This window comes from Paenibacillus sp. ACRRY, assembly GCF_022346995.1.
In the GTDB taxonomy this organism is placed as follows: Bacteria; Bacillota; Bacilli; order Paenibacillales; family Paenibacillaceae; genus Paenibacillus.
Genome location: NZ_JAKRNM010000001.1, coordinates 1,101,701 through 1,119,284 on the forward strand (window position 1 = coordinate 1,101,701; position 17,584 = coordinate 1,119,284).

Consider the following 17,584-nt stretch of genomic DNA (forward strand, 5'->3'; position numbering starts at 1 on the left):
CCATATCAACAAAGTTAAAATCAGCTTTCCCTTACAGGTAAGCGTTTTCGTATCTAGAATAGCATTGCCTGGTTTTTGTTTGTATGAACTTTTTAAAGCCTCATGTGCTGTAAATTTAAGAATAAAAAAAGAGCGGACAAGATCATTCGCTCTTAAAGTGGCGCTATTCAGGAACAGGAAAGCTGAGCAGCACTGACGTCCCGATATTTTCCTGACTGCTCACAGAGAGGCCATAATTTTCTCCATACATCGATCGGATTCTTTCATGTACATTTTTCAGCCCCACTGATCTGTTATGCGGATTGACCGTGTACAGACCTTCATTAATGCTTTTCAGTTTTTCTTCGCTTATGCCTATACCATTATCATAAATAACAATGACCAGATTCTGCTCTTGCTTCTCTATCGTTACCCCAACCGTCCCTTTTTTCCTTTCACGAAGTCCATGCTGAATGGCATTTTCGACGATAGGCTGCAAACATAATTTCAAGATCGGCCATTCCATTTGTACGTTAGGGGCAATGTCACATTGCAGTACATATCTGTTTTCATAACGAATGGAGATGATGTAGAAATAATCATGCAGATGTTCAACTTCTCTCCATAGACTTACACGATCTTCTCCGTAATCAATGACATATTTCAGTTGATTGGATAAGGAATGAATCATGTCAGCGACTTCTTCAGCATCCTTATCTACTGCATTCATGCGAATCACTTCTAGTGTGTTATACAGGTAGTGCGGTCTAATTTGACTTTTTAGTGCGTTTAGCTCGGTCTGCTTTTGTTTGATCTGAGCGACATAAGCTTCATCAATGTGTACTTGCAACCGCTCAACCATTCGATTGAATCCATGGGTCAGTCTGCCTATTTCATCATTGCTGGTTACAGGGAGTCTGGCATTCAGCTTCCCGGACTCCACTACAGCCATTTGCTGAATCAACTTGCGAATAGGTGCCGCGAGCCGGCGTGAAAACCATGCCCCCATAACCATTAACACAATGGTGCAAATGAGGATGGCCAGATATACGGTAGCCCTGGCGGAGAAAAGCTGTTCAAACAACCCGGCTCGATGAATAATTGCAACCAATTGACCATGAATAAAAGGGATGTCTTCCCGGAGCACCAGCATTTCGGTATCCTTACTTTTGGAGATGAATTCATCCAGTGTCCTATCCTTTTGGTTGCTGAAATACATCTCATTCTGATCATTGAGCAGAACTAGTTCATCCTGAGTACCGAGGGAAACCTCATTCAGAAATTGCTGGAACATGGTGGTATCGACGTCCAGGAAGAGCGTACCAACCACTTTAGGTTCCCGTGTTAGGCGTCCGGAGGTATCAATCAGATTACGTGCAAGCGTAAATACTTCGCGTTTGGAACCAGTAAAGTAATCATCCTTATGCGTCGGAATAAGCGAGGCTTTTGAAGGCTGGCTTCTCATCGTTTCTTTCCATTCATGAACCGGAAGTGTATCCTCTGTCAGGCCTCTATTCTCTCTTTCTTGAGAGTAGATTTTGCCGTCTGACGACCTCATAAAATAAGCAGCTGAGATATAATTGTCGCTAAACACTAATGTCTTCAGAAACGAGTCGATGGGAATTGAATTGATCTGTTCCAGCTCATTGACATTGAACGTTTGATTTTGATTTATGTTTTCGGCCAAACCCTCGTAGCGTACGTTATACATGAGCTTGGAAATATCATTATATTGCTGAAATGCTGAGTTCAGATTGTAACTCATATACATAATCATCTGCTGTTGATTACTTGTAGTGTACCGTTCCACATAGCTTGAGAATATTTGCACGGAGAAATAGCTTAGCGCAAAGAGTGGGATTAACCCCACCAAAATAAAGGAAGCTGAGAATTTGACAAATATGCTTTTGGTCAAGAAACGCATGAAGGAAACACCTTCTTTATTGGTTATGTTTCAAACTGGCGGAAGGACTGCCTATAGTCTTGCGGCACCTTTCCATATTTTTTCTTGAACATATCACTAAAATGCCTTACGTTGTTGTAGCCTACACGGTCGGCAATCTCATAAACCATAAGTTCCGTCTCCATAAGCAGCTTTAGTGCGTGGCTCATACGCACTTCTGTGACATAATTTTTAAAATTTTGGCCGGTGTGCTTTTTGAAGAAACTGCTGAAATAGTAGGGGTTCATATAGACCAGGGCCGCCATGGATTCCAGGGAGATGTTACTGTCATAGTTTTCTTCTATATACGATTTGACTTTCGTAAGCAATGCTCGTTCTTTCCCAGGCACCCTACCCGCAAGGCGCTGCTGCATTTCCATTAATACCGCTTCGACCTCTTGAGCAACCTCTGCATAAGAGAGACAATCCGTGAATTTTTCAAGCAAGCCTTGTTGGTATTCCTCTAACTCTCCGCCGAATTTCTCCAATTCCTGAATCAACGTCAAAACTGCATTGTATACTCCTGTCAGCGCGAGGCTTTTGTTGTTGCCCACTTGTATCCTGATTTGATCAAGGAGTTCCTTAATCAACGGTTCGATCTTCTCTCGCTCCATAGCGGTTAATGCTTTTGCTAAATGGGATTGAAGAACGGTTATGGACCTGTTTTCTTTATTTACTTCCGTCGCTGCTTCTCCAAAACGAATAACTTGATTGGATCCCACAAAAAATTTTCTGTTAAGCGCTTTCAACGACTCGCGGTATGTTTCTTCTGCTTTCTCAATACCTTCCTTGCTCGTACCAACTCCGCACGAGACACTTAGCTTCAAATATTGCTGAATCTTATGGCGAAGGTCTTGTGCCAATTGAAGAGGATAGTCTTTCTCCTCATGCTGAACCAGTATCGTAAATAATCCTTCCTTTTGAACTAGCAAACCATTTCCCTTCATCGATTCCTGACCCAATGTCTCTCGAATAATGTTGGACACTGCAAAGTTCACCAAATGACGCTCACGCTCTTCCCACCGGGAGGTGACGACATAATCGTCCATTTCCAATACACAAACGGTAATAAAACGGCTAACTACGATGACACCCAATTGTGTCAAGTCAGCTATGGTATTCGTATCACCGTCCATTAATCCGTCAAGAAGCTGCTCAATGGTATTAACTCGATTTTTTTCCTCATAGTAATTTAACATCTTTTTGTTTCGTTCACCGTCCGATGTTTCGCGGATCATGGAAACGGCTTTCCCAACTACCCTCTCCAGCTGAACTTTGTTTATTGGCTTTACCAGATAATCCAGTGCTCCTAACTGAATCGCTTGACGGGCATATCCAAACTCTTGAAAAGCACTAATAAATATAACCTTGCCGCTGTATCCCTGTTCATTCAACTCCGTAATTACTTCTATCCCACTTCCACCTGGCATACTGATATCACTAATAATAAGTTGGGGATTATGTCTGGCTATCAGATCTCGTAGTTCGGTCCCATCATTAGCTTCAGCCACAATCCGAATTCCAAGCTGTTCCCAGGATATCAGTTTTTTTAGCCCACGCAATATGATAGGTTCATCATCTGCGAGTAATAGTTTTATGTATTGCATACAATCACCCTCCTTAACTCAGCTGAAAATGAACAACTCAACTCTTCATATAGAACATAGGGGTCCAACCTAAACTTCGCATCTTATCCCAAAATGAATAGAAGCACACAGAAGAAGATATGATCTTATTGCATCTCATTGTACGTTTTTTTCAGCATTTGTGCTGCACAATTTTCACACGTCGATTATACAACGATTGTGTTCCAGTCATATGAAACAACCCACGACTTGATCGGTAGTGGGTTGTTTCTCTACATTATCGTTATCAATCTACCAAATATATAAATCCGTACCTTTTAGTTTAAATATCGCTTCAATAAAAAAATAATCTCCATAAATGATAGACTGATGGTGACTTTTGGCGTGATAAGCTGCCGAACCGTTTTGGAGAATACAATCGCAGCCGGGAGTCCAATCGGTCCGTAACTGATCAAGCGTTAGTAACAGCTTCAGCGCTGCATCCTGATATAACTGTTTCTCGTGAGTTCCAACAACTTTGGCGATCTCAATCAAGCCACAGGCCGCGATGGCCGCTGCCGTTGAATCCTCCAGTACAGGCCCTTTAGGCTGCCTAAAATCAATAGGAATGATTCCGTGTTCAGGGATGTTCGCGATAAAATAATGAGCTACTTGTTTAGCCGTATCCAGATACTCTTCTTTTTGCGTCCAGTTGTAGCTCATCATAAAACCGTACAATGCCCAACTCTGTCCCCGTGTCCAAGAAGAACCTTCCTCGTATCCCTGTCCTCCATAGGTTTTGACGACCCCACCCACCGCCGGATCCAATTCAACAATATGGTTAACCGAACCGTCTGGTCTTACAAAGCTATTCATGGTGGTATCGGCATGTTTCATCGCAATGTGCTGAAAACGCGGATCTCCTGTTTCCTTGGAGGCCCAATATAAGAGTGGTATGTTAAGCATACAGTCAATGATCGCCCATCCCCTTGTGTCTTCGCCCTCAATATCATTCCAGGCTCGGATGAATTCCCCTGCCGGATTGTACCGGCCAGCAAGTAGATTGGCGGCATGCAGGGCCCTATTGCGCGAATCTGGATTCCCGGTAAGTTTGTAATTGGCGACACTAGTCGGCAGCCACATAAACCCTACGTCATGGTGCAGCCCATCAAACTCTAGAAAGCAGCTATCTAATTTTACTTCAGAGATTTCAGCAATTTGTTTGTATTTTGGTTCCCCGGTTGCATTAAACAACTGCCACATCATGCCTCCCCAGAATCCATTCGTCCACCAACATATTCCGTCGTCAGCTGAACAGGTTGGATTATGGACTGATCTGTCATCATGTTCACCATCAATGGTCGTATATGGGATTTTGTTTTTGGATTTAACACTGACCCAATCCATTTTTGCCGTGATTTTGTCTACAACGTGATTTACCCATTCCGTTTTGTCGTCTAATGTAAGCATACATCAGTCCTTCTTTCTTCTCGAGAAGTTGTCTTTGCCAATCTGGTACACATATCGAATTTAGAATACCACTCGTCTTGAAATGTCTGTATGCAGTTTTTTAAGCTTCATATGCTATAAATTTAAGAACTACGTAAAGGCGAGCAAAGTCACCTTTATCCGAAACCACTAATCATATAGATGCATATTTTAGCTCAAGTAGATCAGATTCGTGCTTCAAAATGAAAAAGAGCAGCTGCCCGCTGCAGCTCCTCTTCATTGATCTCTATTATGTAATGCTTTTTAAGATGAGTACCTTCTTCTTGATAATAATTGCAGTCCCATGGCAATCTATTCTCAGGATTCATTTTTTTGATCCAAGACCTCAACTATTTTTTCAAGCTTCATATAGATCGCACGCAAGTAAACAACAATAAAGAGCAAACCCAAAATTAAGATTATAGCGAGCATAAATTACCTCCTCCATTAAATCCTATTAACAAAGTCATGGATAATCCACTTTACACTCTGATTATACATAAAAAGGTAATCCTGTGCAGTTAGCTACTGTTAGCTCGCTTGCAGTGGTTAAATAAAAAACCGATAAACCCTATCCTCAGGGTCTACCGGTAATGCAAATTTTCGATATAATCAGATCACTTACAATGTTTTCAAATACCAAGTATCACATGCATAATGTTCAGATCCATTCAAGGGCTTGTCTAATGCAATAAATCCATTTTTCGCATAAAACTTGTTGGCTGCAGTCATATTGCTCAGCGTTTCCAGGTAACATTGTTCATAATGATCTTTCGCATAATCAAGGACAACGTGCAGTAATTCGCTTGAAATACCTGTACCTCTGGTTTCTTTGAATGCATACATTTTTTGCAACTCACAAATCTGAGGATAACCGTCAATCGGACCAATACCACAGCCCGCTACGACCGTAGAATCTTGCACAACTACCCAATATTTAGACCCTGCATTTTGGTACAGATGATAGAAATCTCCCAAATGTGGATCTGTCCAGGCTGTCCCTGGTTTGTTTGCTCCGAATTCGATCAAACACGTTCTGATCAGATGTTCCACCTGTTGATTATCTCTTTCTTCAATCTCTCTGATCAACATAAAAGTAAACCTCCGTAAGTATGTTCCTTTTCCATTTACGCCAAGTAATCATCAGACGTTCTGAATCGTATGGCTGGACAGCCAATAATGTTTCAATTCATAGACAAGTATCGCCCAGTAATCGACTGTTCTGCATGGATGATCTGTGAAGGAATACCTTCATATACAACTTGTCCACCCTTGCTTCCTCCATCCGGTCCCATATCGATAATCCAATCGGCCTGGCTGATCACATCGAGATTATGCTCAATCACAATAACCGTGTTGCCTGCATCCACGAGACGGTTCATGATCTCCAGAAGATGACCAATATCCGACATATGAAGACCTGTCGTCGGCTCGTCCATTACATAAATACTGCCTTTTTTGTGCAGTTCACTTGCGAGTTTGATTCTTTGGCATTCCCCGCCTGAGAGTGTGCTTAACGGCTGGCCAAGTGTAATATAGTTCAATCCGACGTCGCTCATCGCCTGAAGCTTACGTACCACCTCTTTTAATTGAAAAAACTCGAGCGCTTGCTCAACGGTCATCTCCAGCACTTCAGCAATCGACTTGCCACCAAGTTTGTATTCCAACACTTCGTCTTTGAACCTTCTGCCTTCGCATACGTCGCATGGCAGCTTCACGCTGTCCAGAAAGGAAAGGTCTTTATATAAGACACCAAGTCCTTGGCAGTTGTCACACGCTCCCTTGGAATTGAAGCTGAACAAGCCCTGATTCACCTTATTTTCCTTGGCAAACGCTTTGCGTACGTCATCCATAATGCCCGTGTACGTTGCCGGGTTCGACCGTGTGGATACACCTACTGCTGACTGGTCGATTACTATTGCATCTGCATGCTGACTGAGAAATACGTCGTTGATTAGCGTACTTTTTCCCGATCCGGCAACACCTGTAACAACAGTAAGCACTCCGGTCGGAATATCAACACTTACATTCTGCAAGTTATGCAACGTCGCATCTTTAATAAGCAGTTTGCCAGATGGCTGCCTGCAGTCGTGTTTTAACTGCAAAGGCCGCTTCATGTGGGTGCCAGTCAGGGTGCCAGATTCCAGCAATCCACTGAAACTTCCTTCATATACAATGGTACCACCGCGTTTACCAGCGTAAGGTCCGACGTCCACGATATGGTCCGCAACCTTGATGACATCCGGATCGTGCTCAACAACAATCACGGTGTTACCTTTGTTGCGCAGCTTTTGAAGCAATTCATTCAATCGGTGTACGTCACGAGGATGCAAGCCAACACTGGGTTCATCGAAGATATAGGTGACATCGACAAGACTGCCGCTTAGGTGCTTCACCATTTTGACACGCTGTGACTCGCCGCCGGATAACGTATCAGTCTCACGATCCAATGTCAGGTAGTCCAGTCCAATATCCACTAGATGCTGCAGCCGTTCCAACAAAGACTTGATGACCGGTGCTGCAACGGCATCATTCATTTCCCGGATGGTGCGAATAAGCTGGCCCACTTCCATGGCAGACATCTCCGCAATATTCCATCCATTAATTCTGCAATTGAGTGCTGCCTGACTAAGTCGCGCACCGTTACAGCTGGAGCAGGGACCTTCAGAGATAAACGGCATGACCGCTTTTTGAGTACGTTCCGATTTCGTCTTCACATCCTGCTTGATGTACTTGTTCGTGAATTTCTCAATAACACCTTCTACGGTAATATTCGTTGCTTTACCAGCGAAATCCATTTTTACTTTTCTTGCCTTACCATATAAAAGAAGGTCCAATTCCGCTTCCGAGTATTCGCTTAACTTCTTATCGGGATCAAAGTCTCCTGATTGCAGCACCATGTTCCAATCCCAGCCATCCACGGCATAATCCGGTAGCATGAGCGCCCCTTCGTTCAGAGATTTCTCCATGTCCACAGCCTTGTTCATATCCACGCCAAGTCTGCGTCCGATTCCGTTGCACTCGGGACACATGCCTTGCGGATCATTAAACGAGAACATGTTTACTGGCCCGACATAGGGCTGTCCAACGCGAGAGAATAAAAGACGAAGAATAGGCGAAATATCGGTGATTGTTCCCATTGTGGAGTGAGATCCGCCGCCGAGCCGCTTCTGGTCCACAATCACCGCCATGCTCAGATTTTCAATGGCATCGGTATCTGGCTGCGGAACACGAGGCAGAAACGTACGAACGAACATACTGAAGTTTTCATTCAACAATCGAGTGGATTCTGCCGCAATTGTATCAAAGACAATCGATGACTTGCCGGATCCGGATACTCCGGTGAAGATCGTAATTTTACGCTTTGGGATGCGCAAGGATACGTTCTTGAGGTTGTTCTCCCTTGCACCAGTGAGTACGATGTACTCCTGATTAGATTCGCTCATGCGTTAGAACCTCCGATTTATTATAGTTTTTTGTAGGAGAATGCCATTCTTAATGCATATTCATTCATTAATAATTACAACTTGCAGTAAGGTGATTATTTTTTGGTAAATTTCTATTTTCAAAGATACTTTTAGGTCTGTCCTAATTATGGATTAATAATAAGAAACCATTTAGGGACGTTGTGATTGTAAGACGTCATTTAGTGTCGTGTCAACTTGTCTCTATGAGATTTCTTATGAGATTTCTTATGAGCTAGCCATAATCTGAAATATAAGCTGTCGATTTAATCAAACGTTATATTTTTTATAAAATCGGTGTTTTCAATTTAAGGAAATGAAAAATAAAAGACTATTTCACAGACAGATGTACTTGTCAGGAAATAGCCTCGAATATAAACGTCCTTATTTGATGCTTCTACATCATATCATTGTTACTTAGTTCCAAGCATTTGAATGACACGCAGAATCATTGTTGCTGCCTCGGCACGGGTTGTTTTCCCTTGTGGCTTCAAGGTTCCATCCATATATCCATTCATTATGCCTTCGGCTATTGCTGCAGCCAGTGCCGGGCGAGCCCAGTCCGATATATTGGTAGCGTCCTTGAAATCAATGTTATGGCTGCTTGCATCAAGCTGGGCTCCACGCACAATAAAGGATGCCATTTGCTCACGAGTAACCCATTCATTGGGCCCAAAAGTGTTATCACCGTAGCCGTTGGCTATTCCAAGACCACGAGCGACAGCAATTGCCTCATGCGCCCAGTGAGCATTGGTGTCTGTAAAGTCGGATTTCTCCGCCGATTCCAATCTAAGTGCCTTAACCATCATACTGATCAACTCGGCACGGGTAACATTGCGGTCAGGTTGAAAAGATTGATCCGGATATCCGTTGATGGCTCCAAGTGAAGCCAACTCGATAATGTTAGCGGCTCCCCAATGTCCGTTGATATCATTGAACATGTCAGCAGGTACAGGATCAGCCGTTGCGCTTGCACCTGAAACCAATATAGCAAATGTACCCAGAGTAGTCGTTGTTCCGGATATGATTCCATTTGCCCGATCCACTGTCATATCATTGAACAGCATCCATTGCTTGGTCTGTTCATTATAGCTGTACAATCCAATGGTCTGATTCGATTCCACCTTTGTATTGTCGAAAGGTAAGGTTAACGTAACCGGCTTGAGGAATGTGCTGGACGTGGTCCGGAATGCCTCCCCAATGAATTGGAAAGCAGTATTTCTCACGAGCTCTGCAGCGTTAGATACGCTTGTGAAGCTTAATTCCGTACTCGCTTGTACTGCTCCATTTGGGACTTGAAGTCTGATGCCCTGGAATGTAAATTCTCCGCCACGAACAGGAACGATCATTGCATTACCCGCCGTGTTTCCACTATTCCCGTTATTTCCTACATTACCTGTCGAGCTTCCGCCACCACCGCCACCAGAAGGATTCGAAGGTGTAGGTGTTGTAGGTGTTGTTATACTACCACGCGTGACGGACAGGTGATACGTTTGGATCGATCCATTTCGCGCAGTCACGATGATCGAAATCTGATTTTGTCCGGAAGACAATAATATCGATTGTGGCTGATTATTGGAATAAAAATTACCATTTATCATCAAAGTCGCCTTGCCATCTGTAGGCTTGGCAGTGAGATCCAAGCTTGCCACATCCGCTTCCACAGTTACGCCATACTGCGTTACTTCTGGTTTGAAGACTGGTGTGATTGTGCCACGGTTCACAGTCAATTCATCCAAGGTTGCTACATCAATCAGTTTACCCGCTCGCATATCCTCTTTCACGAGCGCAAAGTCAGCAACAATCTGCTGGGAATAATCTTCAGCAGCATTTAAGATCACTGGTACGAGTGCGTCCCACATTGGAACAATCTCTGTAACGAACCGATCTTCATATTTGTAGTTCAACGTATCTGAAACTTGATCGAGACGTGAACTCGCATACGCATAGGATTTGGCTGAATCTATCAAGTATTGCTCCAGCTCTTCTTTGCTTTGGAAAGGTTTGTCCGTATAGTCGCCCTTAAAGGGTGAAACTTCACGAATCAAGTAGGATCGTTGAGCTGCGGCCAGCGTACCAAGATAGGCATCAACATCAACCCCCATGTTCAAATAGGCATCTTTAGATAAGGAAGCGTCAGGAGTCTGTTCCTTGACATCAAGAAGGATATCGTCCGCAAGTCCGTCACTTGGACCTTCGATCAGCACGTTGTAGCGCTTGACGCCAATACTGCCAATCCCCTGGTTGATACGCCTTACTGCGTCTTTCATGGTGAAATATTCATTAAACTGTTCATCGGTCAGATTCGGAAAGTTATTTCTCACTTCAGCTTTGTACGCTTCCCATCCAGCTTGAAGTGCGGTCACCTCCGCTTCTGTAGGCTGCTCGAATTTATCCGGATTGCCTGCAATGTTAAGTTTACCGTCTAGCGCACGTTTTCCAAGCAATTTCTCAAGCGCTTCTTCATAGGATTTTTTGGAGACACTGTTCATGACTGATTTGGTATATGCTGTGACATCGCTAGATGTCAGCTTGGTATTCTTAAGATTATTATTGTTATGGATCGCAATCAGCGTATCCTTGTACGTTTCCAGGAACACTCGGGAAACATCCCGATAATCAGACGTTTGCAGGTGCTGAATACCTGAACTGTCTTTGTCGTATTGAACAACATATACGCTAGTCACAAAGCGAAGCAGTTCTTCATAGAAGCTTCCGATGCCCGCTGAATCAAAATCATTGAGACCAAACACCATCTGATGGGTACTATCATTGAATGTGCCCACATTTTGAATATGCGCATCGCCTTCCGTGTAGGTCAGAATATCTTTATTGTTCCAACCTTCAATCCACTCTGCTGGTGAAGCGATCAGACCTGATGCCAGATCGGCTTGGAATAGCGAGTTGGTACCCCGTAAAAAGGTGTATTCATTCGCAGCAAGACCTTCTGTTCCATATTTATACTCTTTAATTAACGGATCGTTGAAAAATGTGTTATCTGCAATAATGCTTTGTACAACTGTATTCTTACGTGTTTCACCAGTTAGAACTGGCTTAGTATAGCGGCGAAGTGTCACTTCCATCGGTTCGGAAGCAATCCACTCATCCCCTTGCTGCACGGATTGCGAATTCAGAATGATATGAAGTTTCGCTTCGTCCATCAATGCAGTATCTGCTTTACCCGCTATAGAAATGGTAACGGATTGATCTTCTGCATTACCCTCCGCTGTCAAATTCCAGTTTCCAGACGGAAGTCCTGAGATCGAATAGGCATCTGGTGTTAAGATCCCATCCACGGGTTGACCTGTCGAGAGCGAAATGCGAACCTGAGCATCCAGGTCCCTTGCGCCGCTCATACGAATAACGGCCGAGTTTGCATCCGGTAATGCAACAATCTGATTATCCGGCGTAAATTTGACCAAAGTGACTTGATTTGTGCCCTGGTAAACGCTAACAGGTTCGAACGGTTTATTCGGTTGGTCCCATGCACTTGGGTTAATCTCAAACGTCATTTGGCTATCAGAAGAGACGTTACCTGAACCATCACCTAGGATATTCAAATGAATCTGATCGCCACTCGCGCTTGCCTCAGCAAATATCCCATCTGGCAGACCAAAAACGCTGAAGTCGCTGGAGGACCATTGTCCTTGTTTTAACAAACCGCCAACAGCAGTTAGTACAATCGTGTTAAACTGCGGATCTATGTCCGATTCGGATGTCATCCGAATGACCTGATTCTGTTCAAGAATAGCGTAAGCTGCTGAAGTTCCAGAATTGCGAACGGGTGCACCTTTAACTTTCTCAAAGTCGTTGCCATTATTGCGAGTATCCCAGTTGTTGCCACGATTCGGGAACGATGCCGCTGTTGTCTGTTGGTCCGGGTTCAGTGGATCAAAGACAAAACGTTGAATTGTGCTCTGTTTGCCGCTTTCTGGAGCCGGACTTCCCAGATAGGCTTCTGCACCATAACCTACGAAATCGACGATATTCACGTTCAACGCGTCCGCCAATGGATCGTTTGCGATGAGCATTTGCGTTGTGTTTAAGAGAACCACTTTACCACTTTTGTTGCTTAGTTTGATGTCAGCACCTTCTGCGTCGGCTTGTGGAAGTGCAGCACCAACATTCCCGTTACTACCAAGAGACACAAGATAATAACCATAAGCGGGAATCGAATCATTGATTGTTCCCAGAGTGGCTATTTTCCAGTTGTTCTTCTGACTATCCGCGTACTGTATGGACCAGCCATTTAGTGAAACAGGTACACCTGTCGGATTATGTAATTCGACAAAATCATTGCTATACGCATCTTCGGCGTCATCCAACTTGCCTCCATAGAATTGGCTGATGACGATGTTCTTCGCCAAATGCTCCGTGGTATATGAAGCTGCCCAAGCAATGCTTCCTCCTGCCAGCGACCATAATGCTTGTACGACTAAGGCCGTTGCAAGTACGGTGGCCAACCAACGTTGTCCATATTTTCTCATGCTGTTCTTCCCCTCTCCCAATCCAAATACACGTTAGTATAGCAAGCTTGTGTCAGGTGAGAGTTAAGCTATATCAATGCTTGGTAAAATAAAAGATAAGTACGTACTTCCATTCAGTCATTTGCAGCAAGGCTGAACAGTTGAATAGAGATTCCCAATAAAAAAAGGTCGCCAGGTTGGCGACCTTTACGGATTATTAAGATCAAGTATTAAGCTCTAAGACTGAGTTCTTTTACGCAATAGGTGTCCCAGGTGGTAGTCCAATGTCTGGTTTTAACAACACCACATCCCCTTTTTCGGGTACACCTCCTAGAACCAAAACCTCCGACTTGAATCCGGCTATCCGGCGCGGAGGGAAATTTACAACCCCAATGACTTGTATGCCGATAAGCTCTTCCGCTTTATATCTTTTCGTAATTTGTGCACTCGATTTCTTGATCCCAATCTCTTCTCCGAAATCAATCTCCAGCTTGATCGCAGGCACTTTTGCTTCTGAAAATAATTCTGCGTGAGTAATCGTCCCAATCCGCATGTCCAGCTTCATAAAATCTTCAATTGTTGCCATGTATAATCTCCTCATCTTTTGTTCTATTCAAATATAATACACTATATCCATTTTTCTTTAGCTACGAAATGATTTGAGGATCGTATCCAAAAGTGCATGCCCATACCTAACAATGTAATTAATCCACCTGTTGATTGAAATGCAGATATCGTTTCACCCAAAAATAGATATGCGAGAATAATAGCGAGAACAGGCTCTCCAATAATTCCTACAGAAACCGTCGTTGCACCTATCGTTTTTAATAACAGGTTAAAAATATTCTGACCAAAAATGGTTGGGATTACGGCCAGCAAAAAGAAATAGGTCCAATCCGAAGAGCTGTAACCCACCATTGGGATATGCTTGATCAAGCAATAAACCAGCATCACGGTCCCGCCCAGGAAAAAAACGAGGATACTGTATACATTAGAGTCTATTTTACGACTTACCTTTTGCCCTGCAAGCATATAAGCAGAAACCAAAATGGTTCCCACCAAGGATAGTCCGTCTCCTAAGATCGCCTCTCGCGAAATCCCGAGATCGCCCCAAGCAATGATAATTGAACCAATGAGGGCAGCAATTAAACAACAGATCGTTAACATGCTATTTCGTTCTCTGAACATAAAATAGGAACCAATCATTACGAATAAAGGCTGCAATGACAAGATGACCATGGAACTCGCCACCGAAGTATGAACCAAGGATTCCATCCAAAATAAAAAGTGTAATCCGAGAAATAGCCCTGCTACCACTATGGTAACCCAATCTTTTTTGGTCATCTCAGAGATTCGAAGGGATTTCCAGGGTACAAAAGGAAGCATAATGATTACGGATATGTACAATCTGTACATTCCAGCCACAGCAGTTGCCGTATCTGATGATTTGATCATAATTGATGAAATTGAAACAGACAGGATGCTGATTAAAAGCAATATATACGGATGAAACGGTAATGACGATTGTTTGATTTTCACATGTAAGGCCTCCAGGATGTTTTATCAATCGTCTGTGCACAGGATTGTATTGATAACCTTAAGATCTGATATAATAATATCATCGCTTATAGTTAATTAGTGCAATAATATCTTTCATTTATATCGAAATATCGTCATTTGAGAGGAATTTAGGCTATGGAGAAACCCTTGCATGAGACCATCCAATATCCCGATACTTCATTCCCTTATATCATGTACACGCATACGGTTCACGATAGCATCCCTGAAGGGAGAGGATTTAACGATCTGCATTGGCATGAAGATTTACAGATTACGTTGGTTACCAGAGGAACATTGGTGATCCAGGTTAACGGGATGGATCATGAATTACATACAGGTCAGGCCATTCTGATCAATAAAAGCATTCTTCATGTGACGACCCATTTGACGCATAACGGACAGTATGTCAGTTTTAATTTTCCAGAGAAACTACTGGCTTTCTACTCGGATAGCTCCATGGAGAAAAACTATGTCCTCCCGTATACCAACTCGTCCTTTGTATCACTTGTAATCAAAGGCGAAGTTAAATGGGAAATCCAAGTATTAGAGATGCTGCAGGATATGAAAACAAAATTTGAGATGACCAAACAATGGGGCTGGGAGTATGAGGTTTCCATTCAGACGGTACAGCTGTGGCTGATTATAATCTCCAATTTCTCGCTATCGACAGAGGAAGCATCAGAGAACGCGAAGCGGCAACAGGAGAGACTTCAATTCATGCTCAGTTTCATCCACCGGCATTATGCAGATCCGATAACTTTACAGGAGATCGCAGATGCAGCACATCTAAGTGTATCGGAATGCACCCGAAGTTTTAAGCGTACAATTCATATGACTCCTTACGCTTACTTAATTAAGTATCGAATTAAAAAAAGCTGTGAGTTATTAAGCTCGACCGACTATACAATAACGGAGATAGCCCATAGAGTGGGCTTCAATCATGTGAATCACTTTATTCAGTCTTTCAAAAAACAGCATCAACGAACACCTAACAACTTCCGCAGGGGGCGAATGAAATGATTGAAATTACGACTGAACTGGTACGTGAATTGATCCAGAGTCAATTTCCCCAGTGGAAGCACCTAACTATTGCACCCGTAGACAAAAGTGGACACGATAATCGGACCTATCGATTAGGAAATGAGATGACGGTTCGTTTACCGAGTCATGAACGATATGCCTCTGCTGTTCAGAAAGAATTGACATGGCTGCCTGTATTCAAGCCTTATCTCTCCTTACCAATTCCAGCACCGATCGCAAAAGGTGAGCCTACGGCAGAATATCCTCTTCCCTGGTCTGTTAACCAATGGATTGAAGGCAATACCGTCACAGTTGAGAATATAGCTGATCTGAACACATTTGCTGAGGATCTCGCTCGTTTTCTAATTGAACTGGAGGCGATCGATGCAAGTGAGGGCATTCCCGCAGGCATCCAAAATTTTCATCGCGGAGGAAACCTGGCTGTCTACGATCAGGACACCAGATCCGTCATTGACGTTTTGCCCAGTCACTTCAATCCAAAGCTGTTATTGGAAATATGGGAGCTTGCGCTTGCCAAGAAGTATGAAGCACCGCCGCTCTGGCTGCACGGTGATGTTGCTGTAGGAAATCTGCTCGTACAAGACGGCCGATTGTGCGGAGTCATTGATTTCGGAACGATGGGCGTGGGTGACCCTTCCAGCGACCTGGTGATGGCATGGAACTTTTTTGATGATACCAGTCGTGATATTTTCCTCCGCCGAATGAACGCTGACCAAGATATGATTAACCGTGCCCGAGGTTGGGCATTATGGAAAGCACTTATCACCTATGCCTGGAATGAACCAGATTCGGAGTCATCGAACTGGGGAAAACGGGTTATAGATGTGATCAGCCGAGATTATAAATCACTATAGTCCCTATAGTCCTTGTATTGCATCTAAGATAAAAATAAAAACCGGATTCCTGATAGTGGAATCCGGTTTTGTTATTAAGGATATATATAATAGCTAACTAAGCCAGTCTCATTTTGAAATCCTGATATCCGAATTCACGGACAACTTCACAATCTCCATCTTTTCGTTTTACAGCAATGGCTGGCAATGGCATTCCGTTGAATGTATTCGTTTTGACCATGGAATAGATCGCCATATCTTCAAAGACCAGACGATCGCCTTCTTTCAATGGCTCATCAAACGAATAATCTCCAATGACATCACCAGACAGGCAAGTTTGACCGCCAAGACGGTACAAGTGAGGCTTCTCTCCTGCTTCTCCGGAGCCAACAAGCGGCGGACGGTATGGCATTTCCAGTACGTCTGGCATATGACAAGTGGCTGAAGTATCCAGAATGGCAATGTCCATTCCGTTTTTGTGGAAATCCAGCACAGAGGTCACCAGATAGCCCGCGTTAAGCGCAACTGCTTCCCCTGGCTCCAAGTATACTTCCAGGCCATATTTGTCCTGCATGCGTTTGATGCATGCCTCCAGTCTTGGAATGTCATAATCCTCACGCGTAATGTGGTGTCCACCACCGAAGTTAATCCACTCCATTTGAGGCAGCCATTGTCCAAATTTCTCTTCAACCGCATTCAACGTCGTTTCCAGATCGTCGGAATTTTGTTGGCATAATGTATGGAAATGCAAACCGGAGACGCCTTCAAGCAGTTCTGCGCGGAAATCCTCCTGTTTGGCACCGAAACGCGAACCCGGAGAGCACGGATCGTAAATCTCGTGCCCTTCCTGGGTTGAGCATTCAGGGTTAATACGCAGGCCAATCTTGCGACCAGCCTGAAGTGCTTTATCCTTAAATTTCGCAAGCTGCGAAAAAGAGTTGAAAATAATGTGATCGCAGATTGAAATAATCTCATCGATCTCGTCTTCGCGGTAGGCTGGTGCAAATACATGATTCTCTTTGCCCATTTCCTCGTGGCCCAGACGGGCTTCATACAGCCCACTTGCCGTTGCCCCGCTCAGATATTGTCCGATTAGTGGATACATCGCTGTCATGGAAAATGCCTTTTGAGCCAGCACGATTTTGGCACCTGTACGCTGCATGACACCGTTAAGGATCTTCACATTTCTCTCAATAAGCGCCTCATCAACAACAAAGCAGGGTGTCGGTAATTGCTCAAACCGCAT

At 43.7% G+C, this 17,584-nt stretch carries 11 protein-coding genes; 2 read left to right on the plus strand and 9 right to left on the minus strand.

The window, feature by feature from the left end; all coding sequences use genetic code 11:
- Positions 1–163: 163 nt before the first annotated feature.
- The 8 genes from MH144_RS04675 to MH144_RS04710 form a co-directional block, all read right to left on the minus strand.
- Positions 164–1,903, minus strand: a complete 1,740-nt coding sequence (locus MH144_RS04675) for a cache domain-containing sensor histidine kinase (RefSeq protein WP_239297894.1) — start codon at positions 1,901–1,903, stop codon at positions 164–166.
- A gap of 23 nt (positions 1,904–1,926) precedes the next feature.
- Positions 1,927–3,528, minus strand: a complete 1,602-nt coding sequence (locus MH144_RS04680) for a response regulator (protein WP_239297896.1) — start codon at positions 3,526–3,528, stop codon at positions 1,927–1,929.
- Positions 3,529–3,798: 270 nt separating this feature from the next.
- Positions 3,799–4,956 carry a glycoside hydrolase family protein gene (locus MH144_RS04685; RefSeq protein WP_239297898.1) on the minus strand — a complete coding sequence of 386 codons (1,158 nt, stop codon included), beginning with the start codon at positions 4,954–4,956 and terminating at the stop codon, positions 3,799–3,801.
- A 639-nt stretch (positions 4,957–5,595) separates the two neighbouring features.
- Positions 5,596–6,066 carry a GNAT family N-acetyltransferase gene (locus MH144_RS04690; protein ID WP_239297900.1) on the minus strand — a complete coding sequence of 157 codons (471 nt, stop codon included), beginning with the start codon at positions 6,064–6,066 and terminating at the stop codon, positions 5,596–5,598.
- Between the two features lie 92 nt (positions 6,067–6,158).
- Positions 6,159–8,420 carry an ATP-binding cassette domain-containing protein gene (locus MH144_RS04695; RefSeq protein ID WP_239297902.1) on the minus strand — a complete coding sequence of 754 codons (2,262 nt, stop codon included), beginning with the start codon at positions 8,418–8,420 and terminating at the stop codon, positions 6,159–6,161.
- Between the two features lie 431 nt (positions 8,421–8,851).
- Positions 8,852–12,925, minus strand: coding sequence for a DUF2252 family protein (locus MH144_RS04700; RefSeq protein WP_239297904.1), 4,074 nt, complete (start codon positions 12,923–12,925; stop codon positions 8,852–8,854).
- Positions 12,926–13,157: 232 nt separating this feature from the next.
- Entirely contained in the window at positions 13,158–13,490 is a 333-nt protein-coding gene (gene csaA, locus MH144_RS04705) for a chaperone CsaA (RefSeq protein ID WP_239297906.1), read from the minus strand.
- 41 nt (positions 13,491–13,531) lie between these two features.
- On the minus strand, positions 13,532–14,443 hold the full coding sequence (locus MH144_RS04710) for a DMT family transporter (RefSeq protein WP_343226018.1): 912 nt from the start codon (positions 14,441–14,443) through the stop codon (positions 13,532–13,534).
- 156 nt (positions 14,444–14,599) lie between these two features.
- Between MH144_RS04710 and MH144_RS04715 the strand changes: the two genes are divergently transcribed.
- On the plus strand, positions 14,600–15,484 hold the full coding sequence (locus MH144_RS04715) for an AraC family transcriptional regulator (protein ID WP_239297910.1): 885 nt from the start codon (positions 14,600–14,602) through the stop codon (positions 15,482–15,484).
- The gene (locus MH144_RS04720; RefSeq protein ID WP_239297912.1) at positions 15,481–16,359 is read left to right on the plus strand and encodes an aminoglycoside phosphotransferase family protein; all 879 of its coding nucleotides are present in this window, start codon (positions 15,481–15,483) and stop codon (positions 16,357–16,359) included. Before MH144_RS04715 ends, MH144_RS04720 begins: the two co-directional genes overlap by 4 nt.
- A gap of 97 nt (positions 16,360–16,456) precedes the next feature.
- On the opposite strand, the gene nspC is transcribed toward MH144_RS04720, so the two are convergent.
- A complete protein-coding gene (gene nspC / locus MH144_RS04725) occupies positions 16,457–17,584 on the minus strand; it encodes a carboxynorspermidine decarboxylase (protein WP_239297914.1) in 1,128 nt (375 codons plus the stop codon).

Coding starts and splice junctions, on each gene's coding strand:
- MH144_RS04720 (WP_239297912.1), top strand. CDS start 15,481: ATGATTGAAATTACGACTGAACTGGTACGTGAATTGATCCAGAGTCAA.
- MH144_RS04675 (WP_239297894.1), bottom strand. CDS start 1,903: ATGCGTTTCTTGACCAAAAGCATATTTGTCAAATTCTCAGCTTCCTTT.
- MH144_RS04685 (WP_239297898.1), bottom strand. CDS start 4,956: ATGCTTACATTAGACGACAAAACGGAATGGGTAAATCACGTTGTAGAC.
- nspC (WP_239297914.1), bottom strand. CDS start 17,584: ATGCGGTTTGAGCAATTACCGACACCCTGCTTTGTTGTTGATGAGGCG.
- MH144_RS04680 (WP_239297896.1), bottom strand. CDS start 3,528: ATGCAATACATAAAACTATTACTCGCAGATGATGAACCTATCATATTG.
- MH144_RS04690 (WP_239297900.1), bottom strand. CDS start 6,066: ATGTTGATCAGAGAGATTGAAGAAAGAGATAATCAACAGGTGGAACAT.
- MH144_RS04700 (WP_239297904.1), bottom strand. CDS start 12,925: ATGAGAAAATATGGACAACGTTGGTTGGCCACCGTACTTGCAACGGCC.
- MH144_RS04715 (WP_239297910.1), top strand. CDS start 14,600: ATGGAGAAACCCTTGCATGAGACCATCCAATATCCCGATACTTCATTC.
- MH144_RS04695 (WP_239297902.1), bottom strand. CDS start 8,420: ATGAGCGAATCTAATCAGGAGTACATCGTACTCACTGGTGCAAGGGAG.
- csaA (WP_239297906.1), bottom strand. CDS start 13,490: ATGGCAACAATTGAAGATTTTATGAAGCTGGACATGCGGATTGGGACG.